This is a genomic window from Mesorhizobium sp. 2RAF21, from assembly GCF_052115345.1.
Classification (GTDB): domain Bacteria; phylum Pseudomonadota; class Alphaproteobacteria; order Rhizobiales; family Rhizobiaceae; genus Mesorhizobium; species Mesorhizobium terrae.
This window is the reverse complement of record NZ_JBFRGM010000010.1, coordinates 118,344-133,936: the sequence shown is the minus strand read 5'-3', so window position 1 is coordinate 133,936 and position 15,593 is coordinate 118,344. Positions and strand designations below refer to the sequence as shown.

Below are 15,593 nucleotides of genomic sequence, written 5' to 3'. Positions count from 1 at the left end.
ACGCCTCAAGACGCTGTAACACTTCTGTTGTGCGCGTGATCCGGTTCGAAAACCGATACCGGTTTTCGAAGTCGTGCGCTAGATAACAGGATCGCCACCGGGTGGCGAGGGCTTATTCGGGACAGAAACAGCTTGAAACGACCGGATTTCATGGCCGCCGCGCTCAAGGAGGCGGAAGCTGCCGCGGCGCGGGGCGAAGTGCCGGTCGGCGCGGTGATCGTGCGCGGCGCCGAAATCGTCGCTTCGGCCGGCAACCGCACGCGCGAATTGAACGACCCGACGGCCCATGCCGAAATGCTGGCGATCCGCGAGGCCTGCGGCAAACTGGGCAGCGAACGGCTGACCGGGCACGACCTCTATGTGACGCTGGAACCGTGCGCGATGTGCGCGGGTGCGATTTCCTTCGCCCGGCTGCGGCGCCTCTATTTCGGGGCGGCCGACGAAAAGGGCGGCGCGGTCGTCAACGGGGCACGCTTCTTCGCCACCCCGACCTGCCACCATGCGCCGGACATCTATGCCGGCATCGCGGAGACCGAGGCCGCCGCCATTCTCAAGGATTTTTTCAAGGATCGCCGCTGACGCTCGTCAGCAGCCGGTCAATTCCACCAGTCGAACCAGCCCGACTTGCCGCTCTTGGCCAGGGCTTCCTTCTTCAGGCGCCGTTCCTTCTTGTATTCGTCCTCGCCGACATCGTTCTGCGGCGCGGTGTCGGCGGCGGTGCGATAGGCCGTCGGCGGATCGGTCAGGAATTTTCTGGAGGTCGGCGTGCCCTTCTCGCTGGCGGCGATGCGGCGTGCCACCTCGGCGCGCTTGGATACGGCCTGGCCGGTATCGGGAGCCGGTGGGTGGCTGGAGCCCGATTCGGCCATCGCCTTCCGGACGGCTGCCGGATCGGACTGCACGTCGTCGCCGACGATCTGGGTCTGGTAGTTGGGGTTGTTCTCGTTGGCGGTCGCTTCGGCGCGCAGGCGCGCACGGCGCTGCTCCGGCGATTCCGGCCATTCGCCGCCAGCGGTCTGGGTGATCGAATCCTGCGGCGCGGGCAGCGCCTCCTTGGTGCCGGCCTTCGGCTTCACCAGCACGGCGCGCGGCTTGTAGTCGATGGCGTCCTTCTTCGGCGGACGCAGCGAAATGGCGTTGGAAAGGTCGCCAAGCAATTGTTGGTCGGCGGGCTTGTCGGTGCCGTAGGTGGGCGATCCGACGCAACCGGCAAGCGCCAGACCTGACGCCATGAGCGGCACGAGAACCAGCGCGCGTGCGCAGCGTCTTTCGGTCATGCTGAAATATTTCACTCTCGACCTCTGGCCAGCCCCGATGGCCCGGCAATGAACCCATGCGCTCATCCGACGGGAATCCGGCGATAGTTTGTCTTTCTTGTCACCGGAATTTCGCGTCTTTACCTCAACGGTCCGTTAAGGGCAACGCCGGCGGCCAACAAGCCACCGGCATCGTACCCAGCCGGCAATCAGAGCCGGCCGAGTGCCTTCAGCTCGTGAAGAGCGGCCGCATCGCGCGCCGAAACGCCCGGGAAAGCGGCGTCCGAGCCGACATCGGCGGTGTAGCGCCAGGAGCGCGCGCACTTGACCAGACCACGGTCCTCGGCCTTGCCGACAACCACGGCAACGCCCGGAACCTCGCGCAACGCAAAGGCGTCGGCGGGGGCGGCAGCGTGCGAGATAACGAGATCGGACGTGATGCTGATCTCGGCCAGATCGTTTCCGGAGAGTGCGGCTTCCAGTCCGGCGTCGTTCAGATAGACGACCGGCACCGCCTCGAGGGAAGAGCCGATGGTCTTCTTGGCGCGCTCCAGTTCCAGCGCGCCGGTGACGACGCTGCGCACCTGGCGGATCTTGCGCCATTTTTCGGCCAACGCATCGTCGCGCCATTCGGCGGGCACCGCCGGCATCTGTTCCAGATGCAGCGATTCGGCCTTCGGGTTACGATCCAGCCACGCCTCTTCCGTGGTGAAGGGCAGAAGCGGCGCCAGCCATTTCACCAGGCAGTCGAACAGATGGCGCACCACCTTGACCGAGGCCTTGCGCTTCACGCTCGACGGCGCGTCGCAATAGAGCGCGTCCTTGCGGATGTCGAAATAGAAGGCCGACAATTCGACGACCATGAAATCGAGCAAGGTTCGCGTGATGCGCTTGAACTCGAAGGCATCGAAGCCGGAACGCACCACCTCGTCCAGTTCCGCCAGCCGGTGCAGCATCAGCCGCTCCAGCTCGGGCATTTCGGCAAGCGCCACTTCGGCGCCGTCGTCATGCGCCAGCGTGCCCAGCATCCAGCGGATGGTGTTGCGCAGCTTGCGATAGGCGTCGATGTTGGTCTGCAGGATGGTTTTGCCGAGCCGCTGGTCTTCCCAATAGTCGGTCGTCGCCACCCAGAGCCGCAGGATATCGGCGCCCGACTGCTTGATGACGTCCTGCGGCACCACCGTGTTGCCGAGCGACTTCGACATCTTGCGGCCTTCCTCGTCCATGGTGAAACCATGGGTGACGACGGTGTCGTAAGGCGCCCTGCCCCTGGTGCCGCAGCTTTCCAAAAGCGAGGAGTGGAACCAGCCGCGGTGCTGGTCCGAACCTTCCAGATAGACGTCGGCCGGCCATTTGAGGTCGGGACGGTCTTCGAGCGTAAAGGTGTGGGTGGAGCCGGAATCGAACCAGACATCGAGAATGTCGGTGACCTGCTTCCACGGTTCGTTGGCCTTAGCACCCAGGAAGCGCTCGCGCGCGCCCTCGGCGAACCAAGCGTCCGCCCCTTCCTTCTCGAAAGCCTCAAGGATGCGGGCGTTGACCGCATCGTCCTTCAGCACATTGCCGTCCTCGTCGGCGAAGACGGCGATCGGCACGCCCCAGGCGCGCTGGCGCGACAGCACCCAGTCGGGGCGCTCCTCGATCATCGAGCGCAGGCGCGTCTGGCCGGCGGCCGGCACGAAACGCGTGGCGTCGATGGCATTCAGCGCGCGGCCGCGCAGCGTGGTGCCGTCGGCCAGTTCCTTGTCCATATAGACGAACCACTGCGGCGTGTTGCGGAAGATGATCGGCTTCTTCGAACGCCACGAATGCGGATACTGGTGCTTCAGCCGGCCGCGCGCGAACAGCGCGTTGACGGCGATCAGCGCCTCGATGACGGCCTTGTTGGCGTCGCCCTTCTTGCCGTTGTCGTCGATGACGCGCGCGGCGCCGCCCTCGCGGTCCGGCCCGAAGCCCGGCGCGTCCTTGGTATAGAAGCCGGCATCGTCGACCGGGAACGGGATCGCCGTGTCGATGCCACGCTTGCGCAGTTCCGGCGCGGCATCCACCCAGGCCTCGAAGTCCTCGCGGCCGTGGCTGGGCGCGGTGTGCACGAAACCGGTGCCGGCATCGTCGGTGACATGGTCGCCGGCGACAAGCGGAACGGGGAATTCATAGCCACCGCCGAGGCCATGCAGCGGGTGCGAAAGCGTCAGGCCGGCAAGCTGCTCCGCCGAGATATCGCGGAGGCGCTTCATAACAACCTTCGCCTTTGCGGACGATTCTTCCGCAAGCGCGTCGGCAAAGATCAGCTTCTCGCCCGGCTGCGGGCCGAAGTCGTTCTCAGCTGCGGTTATCTCGTACAGCCCGTAGGCGACGCGTGGCGAATAAGCGACGGCGCGGTTGCCGGGGATCGTCCAGGGCGTGGTCGTCCAGATGACCACATGGCTGCCAGCAAACGCGCTGGTCGCGTCGTTCACCGGGAACTTCACCCAGATCGCGTCGCTTTCGTAGTCCTGATACTCGATCTCGGCTTCGGCCAGCGCGGTGCGCTCGACCACCGACCACATCACCGGCTTGGAGCCACGGTAAAGCTGGTCGGTCGCCGCGAATTTCAGCAGTTCGCCGGCGATGCGCGCTTCCGCGTGATAGGCCATGGTGGTGTAGGGGTTGTCGAAATCGCCGACGACGCCGAGGCGCTGGAACTCGTCGCCCTGCACCTTGATCCACTTTTCGGCATAGGCGCGGCATTCCTGGCGGAACGCCACCATGGCGGCCGGCTGCGAAAGGTCGGGCTTCGACTTGCCCTTGGAGCGATAATTCTCTTCCTCGATCTTCCACTCGATCGGCAGGCCGTGGCAATCCCAACCGGGCACATAGTTCGAGTCGAAACCACGCATCTGGAAGGAACGGACGATGATGTCCTTGAGGATCTTGTTCAGCGCATGGCCGATATGGATGTTGCCGTTGGCGTAGGGCGGGCCGTCATGCAGCACGTATTTTGGACGCCCGGCGGCGGTTTCGCGCAGGCGCTTGTAGAGGTCCATGTCCTGCCAGCGCTTGACCAGCGCCGGTTCCTTTTCCGGCAGGCCGGCGCGCATCGGGAATTCCGTCTGCGGCAAATAAAGGGTCTTGGAATAGTCGAGGGTTTCAGCTTTGTCGTTCATCGATCTGCCATATGCGTTGCCCGGCGGCGGCGAGCCTCGGGCGTTGAACTAGCATGTTCTGGAAAAAGCGCGAGGGTGCCCCACGCAAAAAGTCCCGGCGGCTCCGACGACCTTAAGCCGTCCGGAACACCGGGCCAATAATTCGTATCGCGATGCCGCGTGGGCGCGAGAAAGCCGTCATGGCCGCGCTTTTAGCCGATAAGGCGGCAGGAATAAAGCGCCTCGCCGCCGCATTCGGCTACATCTTGAAATCGAAGCGGTAGCTGGTCGAGATGCCGATGGTGAACTGGTCCTTCGAACCGTTCTGCTTGACCAGGCTGGACGAAGCAGCCGGACCGGTCAGACGGCTGTATTCGCCGAACAGGCTCGCGGTGATCGGGTCGCTGACTTTCCACGTGACGGCGCCGCCGACACCCACCGATTTGACGCCGCCGCCCGGATGATATTCGGCAAGGCTGGTGGTCGCCGCTTCGGCGGCGTTGACGCCGTAATAGGCGTCGAAATAGCGCGACGAGGCCAGCGACATGCGTGGACCGCCGGAGATGCGGACTTCCGGCGTGACGTCATAGAAGGCGTCGGCCGCGAAATCGGCGACGACACCGTGATGGGCGCGGACGCCCTGGCGCACCTCGCCGCGCACGCGCACCCAGTCCACGGGATAGAATTCGGCGAAACCGCCGAGCTCGCCACCCCATGGCACCGGGTCCAGCCCTTCCAGGCCCTGCGTGTCGCTGCTGCGGCGCAACAGCAGCTTGCCGTTCAGGCCGGCGCGGAAATTGCCGGTGTCGTAGAGGCCCAGCGAGATATTGTCGTTGCGCGAGGAAAAGCGGGTGTCGTTGCCAGCCTTGCCCAGCGAAATGATCGGCTCGGCGCCGAGCAGGTATTTCTTGCCGCCTTCGAAATTCGGCGCGACCAGGCCGGTGACGCCGACCTCCAGATACCAGTCGCCGTGAATCCAGTCGAAAAAGCCGTCCCCGGCGCGGGCGCCGGACGGGGCAGCAACGACAAGAGCAGCCAGTGCCGCCGGGAGGAACCTTGCAGGACTCATTACAACACCATGCACAACTCACCGTTGCGTTGTCTATGACGGCCGTTTGGTAAAATTTGACTTAAATCCGCGATTTCCAAACAAATTCCGTTTCGGCGCCATCACTGGACGCCATATTGGCACGGCGTTATCGTCCGCCCTGTGACAGGCACAACCTTGGAGAGGATGGCCATGACCCTGCCAACGGACGAATTGAAGAATGTAATCGGGCAAGCCCGTTCCAAATGGGGATGGTTCGTTGCCCTTGGCGTTTTGATGTTGATCCTGGGCGGCATCGCCTTCGGCAATCTGTTCATCGCCACGGTCGTGTCGGTCTATTTCGTCGGATGGCTGATGCTGATCGCCGGCGCCATCGAGATCGTGCATGCCTTCGGCGTCAAGACCTGGGGACGGTTCTTCTACTGGCTGCTCAACGGCCTGCTTTATGCGGTGGCCGGCTTCTTCGCCTTCTACAATCCGCTGCTGGCCTCGGCGGTACTCACCCTGCTTTTGGCTATCGCGCTGGTGGCGTCGGGCCTGATCCGCACCACCGTCGGCTTCCAGCACCGCGCCGAAAAGGGTTCAGGCTGGATCATTGCCGCCGGCATCATCACCGTGCTGGCGGGCCTGATCATCGCGCTGCGCTGGCCGGTCAACAGCCTGTGGGTGCTCGGCCTGTTCCTGGCGATCGACCTGATCTTCCAGGGCTGGACCTACATCGCTTTCGGTCTGGGCTTGAGGGCCAGCGCGCCCGCGGACGCTAAAAAGTGATCTTCCCGTCGAGGGCGGAAAGTGGCCGCACGCCGGCCAGCACCGCCCTCGCCTCCGCCTCGTCGCGCTTCATCTGGGCGACCAGCGGGTCAAGCCCCTCGAACTTCACCTCGCCGCGCAGATAGGCGAAGAACGATACCTCGCAGACCTCGCCGTAAAGGCTGTCGGAGAAGTCGAAGAGAAACGTCTCGAGCAGCGGCGCACCGTTGTCGTCCACCGTCGGGCGCCGCCCGAAACTGGCAACGCCATCGTGCAAGGTGCCGTCCTGGCGCCGGAAGCGGACGGCGTAAATGCCTTCCTTCAGCGTGGTTTGCGGCGAAAGCCTCATATTGGCGGTGGGGAAACCCAGCGTGCGGCCGAGCTGCTGGCCGCCGATGATCTCGCTTTCGACCGTGAAACGATAGCCCAACAGGCCTGCCGCTTCGGCCGGCTCGCCCTCGGTGAGCAGCGCCCTGATGCGGCTGGAGGAGACGACGTCCGTGCCCTCGTCGCAAAAAGCCTCGACCTGGGCGACGCCAAAACCGTGGCGCCTGCCAGCTTCCGCCAGATAGGCCGGGCCGCCCTGGCGGTCCTTGCCGAAATGGAAGTCGAAACCGGTGACCGCGCAGGAAATGCCGAGGTTCTTTTCCAGGATATCGGTGATGAAGGATTCCGCCGACCGCTCGGAAAATTCGCGGGTGAATTCCTGCTCGATAACGGCGTCGAAGCCGAAATAGGACAGGAGCCTCGCCTTCACCGGCGGCGGGGTGAGCACGAACAGCGGCACGTCCGGCCTGAAAACGGTGCGGGGATGCGGTTCGAAGGTCAGCACCAGCGCCGGGACGCCGCGCCGATGCGCCTCGTCCAATGCCCGCTGCAACACGGCCTGATGGCCGCGATGTACGCCGTCGAAATTGCCGATCGCCACCACGCCGCCGCGCAGACGGGACGGCAGCACCGTGTCGCCGGAAATGCGTTCGAACGGCTTGTCCATGCCGCTCCCTTATTTCAGCCGCGGCATGACGGCAACGGGCCGGTAGCCGTGCTTTTCGAGGAAAGCCGCCAACCGCGCCGGATCGGGCCGCAACGGGTCGCCATAGTCGCGGGCATGAATGCCGCCGGAAATATAGAGCACGTCGAAGCCGTTGTCGGCGCCGCCCTTGACGTCGGTCATCATGCCGTCGCCGATGGCCAGCGCCTGGTTGCGCGTCAGGTCACGGCCGAGAGCCTCGCAAGCCGCCTTCATCGCCGCCGCATAGATCGGCGCATGCGGCTTGCCGGCGATCAGCGTGCGGCCGCCGAGCTGGGCGTAGTCGCGGGCAAGCGCGCCGGCGCACCAGATCAGCCTGTCGCCGCGCTCGACGATGATATCGGGATTGGCGCAGATGAACGGCAGGTTGCGCGCCCGCAGCCGCGCCAGCATCTCGGCATAGTCTTCCGGCGTTTCGGCCTCGTCGTCGAACAGGCCAGTGCAGACCACGGCCTGCGCCTCGAATTCCTCGACCAGTTCGACATCGAGCCCGTCATAGATGGTGACGTCGCGGTCCGGCCCGAGGTGGAATACCTTGCGCGGGCCTTCGGCGATCAGATCGCGCGTCACGTCGCCGGACGTCACCACGCGGTCGAACGCGTCGTCGGGCACGCCGATCACCCGCAACTGGGCGATCACGTCGGCGTTTCGACGCGGCGAATTGGTGATGAGCACCACCGCCAGCCCGGCCTTGCGAGCCTGCGCAAGGGCTGCGGCCGCAGCCGGAAAATGCGTCTCGCCATTGTGGACCACGCCCCAGACGTCGCACAAGAGCGTGTCATAGCGGCCGGAGACGGCAGTCAGCGTATCGATCGTTTCAAGCAGATCCGTCATGGCATCCCAGAAAAACAGGCCGCGTTCGAGTGCTACCGGCCATGCCGGGACGGCCCCGGATTAGCCGAAGCCCGGGCGGCTGTCACCAGCTTTTGCCGTGACGGGCGATGGGCCAAAAGGCGAAGCCCGATCTGGCGCAATCAGCCGACGGGTCATGATCTTGCGGGTTGCGCGGCAAAGATGCAGTTTCGCGCCAGCGCGCTTGGATGCGCCACATCTGGGGGACTGCCGTGCCCGATACCGCCAATCACATCGCCTTCGCCCTGATCTGCCTCGGCATGGTGCTGACGCCAGGCCCGAACATGATCTACCTGATCTCGCGCTCGCTCTCGCAAGGACCGAAAGCCGGGCTGATCTCGCTCGGCGGCGTTGCCGTCGGCTTCCTGTTCTATGTGCTGTGCGCGGCCTTCGGCATCACGGCGCTGCTGCTTGCCGTGCCCTATGCCTATGACGTGCTGCGGTTCGGCGGCGCGCTCTACCTGCTCTACCTCGCCTGGCAGGCGCTGCGCCCCGGCGGGCGCTCGCCCTTCCAGGTGAAGGAGCTGCCGCGCGACCGGCCGCGCAAGCTGTTTATGATGGGGTTGATGACCAATCTGCTCAATCCGAAGGTCGCAGTGCTCTATCTGTCGCTGCTGCCGCAGTTCATCGAGCCCGAAAAGGGCCACGTGCTGTCGCAGCTTCTGGTGCTGGGCGTAACGCAGATCACCATCAGCCTGAGCGTCAACGCCGTCATCGCGGTCACGGCGGGTTCCATAGCGGTGTTCCTGGCCGGGCGACCGCTATGGATGCTGATCCAGCGTTGGCTGATGGGAACCGTGCTGGCGGCGCTGGCCGTGCGGATGGCGACCGAAAGCCAGCGCTGATCAAGGTAACCCGACAGGCCTACATCGGCCGCCGGTCGGCCTTGCCTTCCGGTACCACCACCTTGCGGTAGAGGTGCCAGGTGGCGTGGCCGAGGATCGGCATGACGATGGCAAGGCCGGCAAACAGCGGGATCGAGCCGATCACCAGTAACACCGCCACGATCAGACCCCAGGCCAGCATCGGCACGGGGTTCATGGCGACGGCGCGCACCGAAGTCTCGATCGCCGACACCACGCCGACGTCACGATCAAGCAGCAGCGGGAAGGCGATGACGGTCGTTGCCAGCACGATCAGCGCAAAGACAAAACCGGTCAAATTGCCGAGGAGGATGAGCCGCCAGCCCTGGTTGGTGGTGAACAGGTCCCGAACGAAGGTTCCAAGCGCTGCCGGAGGCTGGTCGCCAAAGGACGATGCATAGATCGATTGCGCCGTGAACAGCCACAAGAGGAAGAACGCCATCAGCATGATGCCGATGACGGCGATGGACGGCAGCGCCGGCGAATGGCGCACATCGAGCGCACGCTTCCAGGACGTGTCCATGCCGCGCTCGCGCCGCCGCGACATCTCGTAAAGACCAATGGCTGCAAAGGGGCCGACGAGTGCAAAACCGGTCATCAGCGGGTAGACCAGCTGGATGGCGTTGGAGCCCGACGTCCACTCCGTCAGGATCAGCCCGACGATCGGATAGATCAGCCCGAGGAAGACGTAGTGCGAAGGTTTCGCCCAAAAATCCTCGGCACCGCGCTTCAGGGCGTCGAACAGGTCTGAAATGGAAATCCGGCGCACCGTCGGCAACTCAAGTCCGTGCGCCCCTGCCATGACATGAAAACCGGCCATTACCATCCTCCTGTCGGGTTGGAGAGCGGTCACCGCCGAGGGTCGAAACCCTTGATGGCCGCCCGTGGCTGCCACTGTCTGAACGTCTCACCATAACAGCTTCGTCCACGACTGTCGTCCGGGCGGCATCACAGTTTCTTGAGACGCCTGCCAAAAGCCATTTTCGCGGGTATGGAAGAGACGATGACACTTTCAGATTCGACCGCCCGATCGCCCACCCCGCTCCTCTCGATGGACCGGCGCGCCCTGCTGAGGTTTGGCGGCTTCGGCGCGCTCGCCTTGCTCGCCGGCTGCGGCACGATGCGCCCGACCGGCGAAAGTGGCGGCTCCTCGGCGGCGGCAAGCGGCATCGTTTCCGGCATCCGCTCGGGTGCCGGCCTGACGGCGCTCAGCCCCGACGCGCAGCTTGAACAGGCCGCGCTGCAGCAAGCGCGCTATATGGCCAGCGCGGGGCGAATGGAGCACACGACCGGCTGGGGCAAGGATTTCGCCGCGCGCGTCTCCGACAACGGCATCAAGGGCGCGGCCGCCGAAAACATCGCCCAAGGCCGCATGGACCTGACGCGCCTGTTCGACATGTGGATGAACTCGCCGCCGCATCGCCGCAACATGCTCGATCCGCGTTTCACGCGCTTCGGCCTCGCCTATGTCGGCGATGCGTCACGGCCTGGTTGGCGGTATTGGGCGTTGGTTTTGGGGAAGTAGGGCAGTCGGCAGTCGGCAGTCGGCAGTCGGCAGTCGGCAGTCGGCAGTCGGCAGTCGGCAGTCGGAAAATAATGGCTGATTTCGACCATGCCTAGCCAATTTCTCACCAGTAAGTTCCGACTGCCGACTGCCGACTGCCGATTGCCTCAATCCATATGCACCGCCGGCGCGGCCGCGCCGCCTGCAGACTTCTTCGGCGATTTGAGCAGGAAGATGAGCGGAATGGCGCTGAGCGTCACCAGCATCATCAGTTTGAAGTCGGAGACGTAAGAAACCATCTGGGCCTGGATGTTGACGAGACCGTCCACCTGCGACAGCGCGGTGCGGTCGCCCATCGCCGCCGACGGGTTAGCGATCCATAGGTTCGGGTTGAACGGGTTGATGAAGGCCGACAGCTCCGAGTGGTTGATCTGCGTGTTCTGCGTCAGCATCACCGCAAAGGCCGAGATGCCGATGGAGGAACCGATGTTGCGCACCAGCGTGAACAGCGCCGTCGCATCCGGCAGACCCGAGGGGTTTAGCGTCGAGAAGGCCATCGTTGAAATCGGCACGAAGACCAGCCCTAGTCCCAGACCCTGCACGATGCCGGACGACACGATCGGCCAGGCATCCATCTGCGGCGTGAAACCGGCCATCATGTTGAACGAATAGGCTGTGAGCAGCATGCCGACGAAGATCAGCTTCCTCGGATCGACGATGCGCATCAGGCGTCCGACCGCCAGCATCGAGATCATCGTGCCGACACCGCGCGGCGCCATCACCATGCCCGTCGTCACCGTGGGATAGCCGAAGATCGCCGAGAGCATGGGCGGCATCAGCGCCATGCCGGCCAGGAGAATGACGCCGATGATGAAGATGAACACCAGCGCCGCCGCGAAATTGCGGTCGAGGAAGATCTTGGCGTCGATGAACGGGCGGTCGGCGGACATGGTGTGCACAACAAAGACCCAGATGCCGATGACGGCGAGGCCGGTCTCGATCCAGATCTCGGTCGAGGAGAACCAGTCGGCATCGGCACCGCGGTCGAGCATCAATTGCAGCGCGCCGACGCCCAGCGACAGCATGGCGAAGCCGAAGAAGTCGAAGCCGCGGATGCGCTTGGGGATGCTGGGCAGGAAGGCGGCCATGCCGAGGAAGGCGACGATGCCGACCGGCAGGTTGATCAGGAACACCCAGCGCCAGTTGTAGCTGTCGGTCAGCCAGCCGCCCAGCGTCGGCCCGACCACGGGCCCGACCATGATGCCGGCGCCCCAGATCGCCATGGCCTGACCCCGGCGTTCCTTGGGATTGATGTCCATCAGGAAAAGCTGCGACAGCGGCACGATCGATGCGCCGAACACGCCCTGCATGAGGCGGAACAGCACCATCGTTTCCAGGCTCCAGGCGAGCCCGCACAAAAGCGAAAAGAAGACGAAGCCGACGACCGAGCCCAGGAACAGCTCCTTGCGGCCGAACTTGTCGGACAGCCAGCCGGTCATCGGCGTGACGATGGCGGCCGCGACGATGTAGGACGTCAGCACCCAGTTGATGGTGTCAGGCGACGCGCCGAGGTCGCCCGACATCGACGGCAGCGCGACATTGGCAATGGTGGTGTCCAGCACCTGCATCACCGTCGCCGCCATGATCGCCACGGTGGCCAGCCCACGGTTCGGGACTTCGCGATAACCTTGATCTGCACTCATGGCAATTTCGATCCAGTCCGGAGCGGTCGGCGCCTGAAGGGCTTTCCGGGCGGCAAGGCAACCTCGTCAGGGGATTGCCAGCCATTTTGGGGGTTTAACGGCCAGCGCCTGCTTTCGCGCGCCTGCCGCCCGGAAACTCTTGGTGGTGCCGGCGGTCGAGGGATCGGGACGCATAAGCGTCACCACAATCACACGCCGCGCCGGCCCGCCGGCAAACCGATCCTCCTCGTCAAACTGTGGTGCGGCTCGCTTAAGCCGCTTTACTTGGCCTCACCGGCGAAGGCGTGGCCAAACAGGCTGCCGAAACCGCGCGATGCGCCGGTGTCGACGGTGACGGAGGCACTCATGCCGGCACGCAGAGCCAGCTTGGCGTCGCTGTCGTCCAGTTGCAGGCGCACAGGGATGCGCTGCGTGACCTTGACCCAGTTGCCGGTGGCGTTCTGGGCCGGAAGCAGCGAGAACTGCGCGCCGGTGCCGGCGCCGATTGCCTGCACGGTGGCCTTGAAGGTCTTGTCCGGATAGGTGTCGAGCACGATGTCGGCCTTCTGGCCGGGCTTCAAGCGGGTGAGCTGGGTTTCCTTGAAGTTCGCGTCGACCCAGGTGTCGCCGGTCTCGACCAGCGCAAACAGCGGCGTGCCGACGCCCACATACTGGCCGACCTTGAAGGACGCAGCCTTGTAGACGACGCCGTCGTCAGGCGCGCGCACCGTCGCCTGGGTCAGGTCGAAAGCGGCCTTGTCGCGGGCGGCGAGTGCCGCCAACACGGTCGGGTGCTTGTCGGTGGCGATGTCGGGATTGCCGTCCAGCGCGGCCTTGGCACTGTCGATGCCCTGCTGGGCGACGGAAAGCTGCTGCTTGGCCTTGTCCAGATCGTTGCGGGTCTGGTCGAGCGTCGACTGCGGGTTGATGCCCTTCTTCACCAGATCGGCGGCGCGGTCATATTGCGACTGGGCGTAGTCGACCTCGCTGGAGGCGGACCTGGCCTGCGCCTGTGCCTGGTTGTAAGCGGCGCGCAGCTGCTCGACGCCGAGGCGTGCATTGGCAACCGCAGCATCAGCCTGGGCCAGCGCGATCCGGTACGGCTCGGGATCGACGGCGAACAGCACGTCGCCCTTCCTGACGCCCATATTGTCGGCGACGTTCACCTGAACGATGCGGCCGGGAACATTGGCCGCGATCGACAGCGTCGCCTGCTGCAGATTGGCGTTTTCGGTCTCTTCGTAGCGACCGCCGGTCACCCAGTAGTAGCCGCCGGCGGCGACGAGCACGAGCGGCACCGACACCATCAGGATGAAGCGCAGGCCGCGCGACTTCTTCTTCTGCGGCACGGGCGCCGGCTCGATCGGCGGCGCAGCGATCACCGGCTGCGCCGGCGGCGCGGGCTGCTCGATCTCGAGCTTGGTCACTTCACTCTCGTCGATCTTGGACACGGCGTTCATTGGTCTGCACTCTCTAACGTCTTGGCTTCAGTGCCATTGTCAGCGTCTTGGGAGGACGTGATGGTGGTGTTGAGGTTCTCGATGACCTTCTCGAGCCCCTGCATGATTGTCTGCTGATCGGCCTTCGATATTCCAGCGAATGCCTCTTCGGTGACCGTGCCGACGAAACTCTTCACGTAGAGGAAGGCTTCGCGGCCCTGTTCGGTGAGGAACAGCGCGCGCACGCGGCGGTCATTGGCATCGGCCCGGCGTTCGACCCAGCCGCCCTGCTCCATGCGGTCGAGCATGCGGGAAACGCTGATCGGCTCGATTTCCAGATATTCAGCGAGGCGGGCCTGCGTCGTGCCTTCTTCCTTGGCCACCCAGAACAGCAACCGCCATTGAGCGGCGGAAAGATGCGTGTTGATCGCCATCTGTTCCAAACGCTTGCGCAAAAGCCGGCCCACCGTGTGGACCAGGAAGCCGATCGTATGTTCCGTGTTCGAAGACATAAGCATGACATATAATAAGCATGCTTACTATTCAAGCCGATCACGAAAAACGTGAACTGGCAAATCTGCATGACAGCCATGCGCTGGCGCGGGAGCGTCCTGACAAGGGAACATGCGGTCGCAGCATGAGAAAAGGGCCGAACCTGGAGGTTCGACCCTGACAACGAACTCCAGATGGATGGGCTTGGGCGCAGCCAGCTAAGGTCCGTCATTCCCGACCTCGTGAGGGAGTGAAGCGACCGGAGAGTGTCGGGAATCCATGCCAGAACATCTCAACTATAGAGCCTTCCACGATAGGAGGTCGAAGAGCGCGGTGTTCTTTCAGTAGCTGCACCGTTTTCACAGCATATCGGTCACGGCATGGATTCCCGACACTCTCCGCTCCCTGCGGTCGCTGACGAGGTCGGGAATGACGGACGAGAGGCGTCTCGCCGTGCCCTCAGTGCCAATAGGCATGCCCTCAGTGCCAATAAGCCGTGCGCCTGCCCTTACGCGCCTACAGCGTCAGCTCCCAGGTCTGCCCGACCAGATCCTTGCCGAAGGATGTGTGGCGTTCTTCCTTGACCAGCTTGAAGCCGGCGGCCTGATAGATGCGCCGCGCCGCGATGAGAATATCGTTGGTCCATAAGGTCAGCGTCTTGTAGCCGCGGGACCGGGCAAAGGCGATGCATTCGTCGGTCAACCGCTTGCCGATGCCGAGGCCGCGTGCCGACGGCTCGACGTAAAGAAGCCTGAGCTTCGCCACCTCGTCGGACTGATGCACCACGAAGACCGAGCCGACCACCTCGCCGTCGCGCTCCGCCACCCAGGAGCGTTCCGTCTTCGGATCGTAGGACTTCACGAAGGCGGCGAGGATTTCGGCGACAAGCGCCTCGTAGGTTTCGTCCCAGCCATATTCCTGCGCGTAGAGCATACCCTGCCGGCGCGTGATCCAGCCGAGGTCGCCGGTCTGCAGCGGCCGCAATATGTAGGGCACCTTCGGTTCGCCGCCGCCGCCCAGCACGCGCATGATCGTCGCCATCGCCGTCACCAGCGTCTGTCGCCGTTCCGGCGGCAGGCGCTCGAGCAAGGCGCCGATTTCCTTGTTCGAGGCGCTATCCAATTCGGCGAAGGCGCTCCTACCGGCCTCGGTCAGCGCGATGGCCGATTGCCGGGCGTCGTCGGCCTGCGCCTCGCGCAGCACCAGCCCGCGCTCCTCGAATTTCTTCAGCATGCGGCTGAGGTAGCCGGCGTCGAGACCAAGCTCGCGGCCGAGTTCGGCGGCTGTCTGGCCGTTTCGCTGCGCAAGATCGAACAGCACCCGCGCCTCGGTGAGCGAGAACGGGCTTTTCAGCAGCACTTCCTCCAGCAGGCCGATCTGGCGCGTGTAGAAGCGGTTGAAGGCCCGCATGCAGTCGATCTGGTCTTGGCTCGGGTTCGAAAGGGCAAGCATGGCAACCTCGGTGGAGTCTAGCATCACAGGACGGCGCCAACGATATTGTTGACTCAGTCAAATATATGATTGTCGGAAACAACAATCAAGCGATGACGTT

14 protein-coding genes are annotated in these 15,593 nt (G+C 64.2%); 4 read left to right on the top strand and 10 right to left on the bottom strand.

The window, feature by feature from the left end:
- Positions 1-132: 132 nt before the first annotated feature.
- Positions 133-579, top strand: a complete 447-nt coding sequence (locus tag AB4136_RS17825) for a nucleoside deaminase (RefSeq protein WP_024927171.1) — start codon at positions 133-135, stop codon at positions 577-579.
- Between the two features lie 17 nt (positions 580-596).
- Here AB4136_RS17825 and AB4136_RS17820 read toward each other — a convergent pair whose 3' ends face one another.
- The 3 genes from AB4136_RS17820 to AB4136_RS17810 all read right to left on the bottom strand — a co-directional run bounded on the left by AB4136_RS17820 (position 597) and on the right by AB4136_RS17810 (position 5,450).
- Positions 597-1,277, bottom strand: a complete 681-nt coding sequence (locus tag AB4136_RS17820; RefSeq protein ID WP_024927172.1) for a hypothetical protein — start codon at positions 1,275-1,277, stop codon at positions 597-599.
- A 188-nt stretch (positions 1,278-1,465) separates the two neighbouring features.
- Complete coding sequence (gene ileS / locus AB4136_RS17815; RefSeq protein WP_137900491.1) at positions 1,466-4,402, bottom strand: isoleucine--tRNA ligase; 2,937 nt, start codon at positions 4,400-4,402, stop codon at positions 1,466-1,468.
- A 238-nt stretch (positions 4,403-4,640) separates the two neighbouring features.
- Complete coding sequence (locus tag AB4136_RS17810) at positions 4,641-5,450, bottom strand: MipA/OmpV family protein (RefSeq protein ID WP_137900490.1); 810 nt, start codon at positions 5,448-5,450, stop codon at positions 4,641-4,643.
- A gap of 171 nt (positions 5,451-5,621) precedes the next feature.
- Between AB4136_RS17810 and AB4136_RS17805 the strand changes: the two genes are divergently transcribed.
- On the top strand, positions 5,622-6,200 hold the full coding sequence (locus AB4136_RS17805) for an HdeD family acid-resistance protein (protein ID WP_036255415.1): 579 nt from the start codon (positions 5,622-5,624) through the stop codon (positions 6,198-6,200).
- Here the strand turns inward: AB4136_RS17805 and AB4136_RS17800 are convergent.
- Entirely contained in the window at positions 6,190-7,173 is a 984-nt protein-coding gene (locus AB4136_RS17800; protein ID WP_024927176.1) for a bifunctional riboflavin kinase/FAD synthetase, read from the bottom strand. The genes AB4136_RS17805 and AB4136_RS17800 overlap by 11 nt on opposite strands.
- Before the next feature lie 9 nt (positions 7,174-7,182).
- Positions 7,183-8,043: a TIGR01459 family HAD-type hydrolase gene (locus AB4136_RS17795; protein ID WP_024927177.1), complete on the bottom strand. Its 861-nt coding sequence runs from the start codon at positions 8,041-8,043 to the stop codon at positions 7,183-7,185.
- Positions 8,044-8,321: 278 nt separating this feature from the next.
- Between AB4136_RS17795 and AB4136_RS17790 the strand changes: the two genes are divergently transcribed.
- Complete coding sequence (locus AB4136_RS17790; protein WP_373426411.1) at positions 8,322-8,906, top strand: LysE family translocator; 585 nt, start codon at positions 8,322-8,324, stop codon at positions 8,904-8,906.
- Between the two features lie 19 nt (positions 8,907-8,925).
- Here the strand turns inward: AB4136_RS17790 and AB4136_RS17785 are convergent, their stop codons facing one another.
- Complete coding sequence (locus AB4136_RS17785; protein ID WP_024927179.1) at positions 8,926-9,744, bottom strand: DUF2189 domain-containing protein; 819 nt, start codon at positions 9,742-9,744, stop codon at positions 8,926-8,928.
- Between the two features lie 183 nt (positions 9,745-9,927).
- Between AB4136_RS17785 and AB4136_RS17780 the strand changes: the two genes are divergently transcribed.
- Positions 9,928-10,449, top strand: coding sequence for a CAP domain-containing protein (locus tag AB4136_RS17780; protein WP_024927180.1), 522 nt, complete (start codon positions 9,928-9,930; stop codon positions 10,447-10,449).
- A 146-nt stretch (positions 10,450-10,595) separates the two neighbouring features.
- On the opposite strand, the gene AB4136_RS17775 is transcribed toward AB4136_RS17780, so the two are convergent.
- The 4 genes from AB4136_RS17775 to AB4136_RS17760 all read right to left on the bottom strand — a co-directional run bounded on the left by AB4136_RS17775 (position 10,596) and on the right by AB4136_RS17760 (position 15,493).
- Entirely contained in the window at positions 10,596-12,131 is a 1,536-nt protein-coding gene (locus AB4136_RS17775) for a DHA2 family efflux MFS transporter permease subunit (protein WP_024925259.1), read from the bottom strand.
- Positions 12,132-12,391: 260 nt separating this feature from the next.
- The gene (locus AB4136_RS17770; protein WP_024925258.1) at positions 12,392-13,570 is read right to left on the bottom strand and encodes an HlyD family secretion protein; all 1,179 of its coding nucleotides are present in this window, start codon (positions 13,568-13,570) and stop codon (positions 12,392-12,394) included.
- Entirely contained in the window at positions 13,567-14,061 is a 495-nt protein-coding gene (locus tag AB4136_RS17765) for a MarR family winged helix-turn-helix transcriptional regulator (RefSeq protein WP_024925257.1), read from the bottom strand. The genes AB4136_RS17770 and AB4136_RS17765 overlap by 4 nt, the downstream gene beginning before the upstream one ends.
- 496 nt (positions 14,062-14,557) lie before the next feature.
- On the bottom strand, positions 14,558-15,493 hold the full coding sequence (locus AB4136_RS17760; protein ID WP_024924894.1) for a bifunctional helix-turn-helix transcriptional regulator/GNAT family N-acetyltransferase: 936 nt from the start codon (positions 15,491-15,493) through the stop codon (positions 14,558-14,560).
- Between the last annotated feature and the right edge of the window lie 100 nt (positions 15,494-15,593).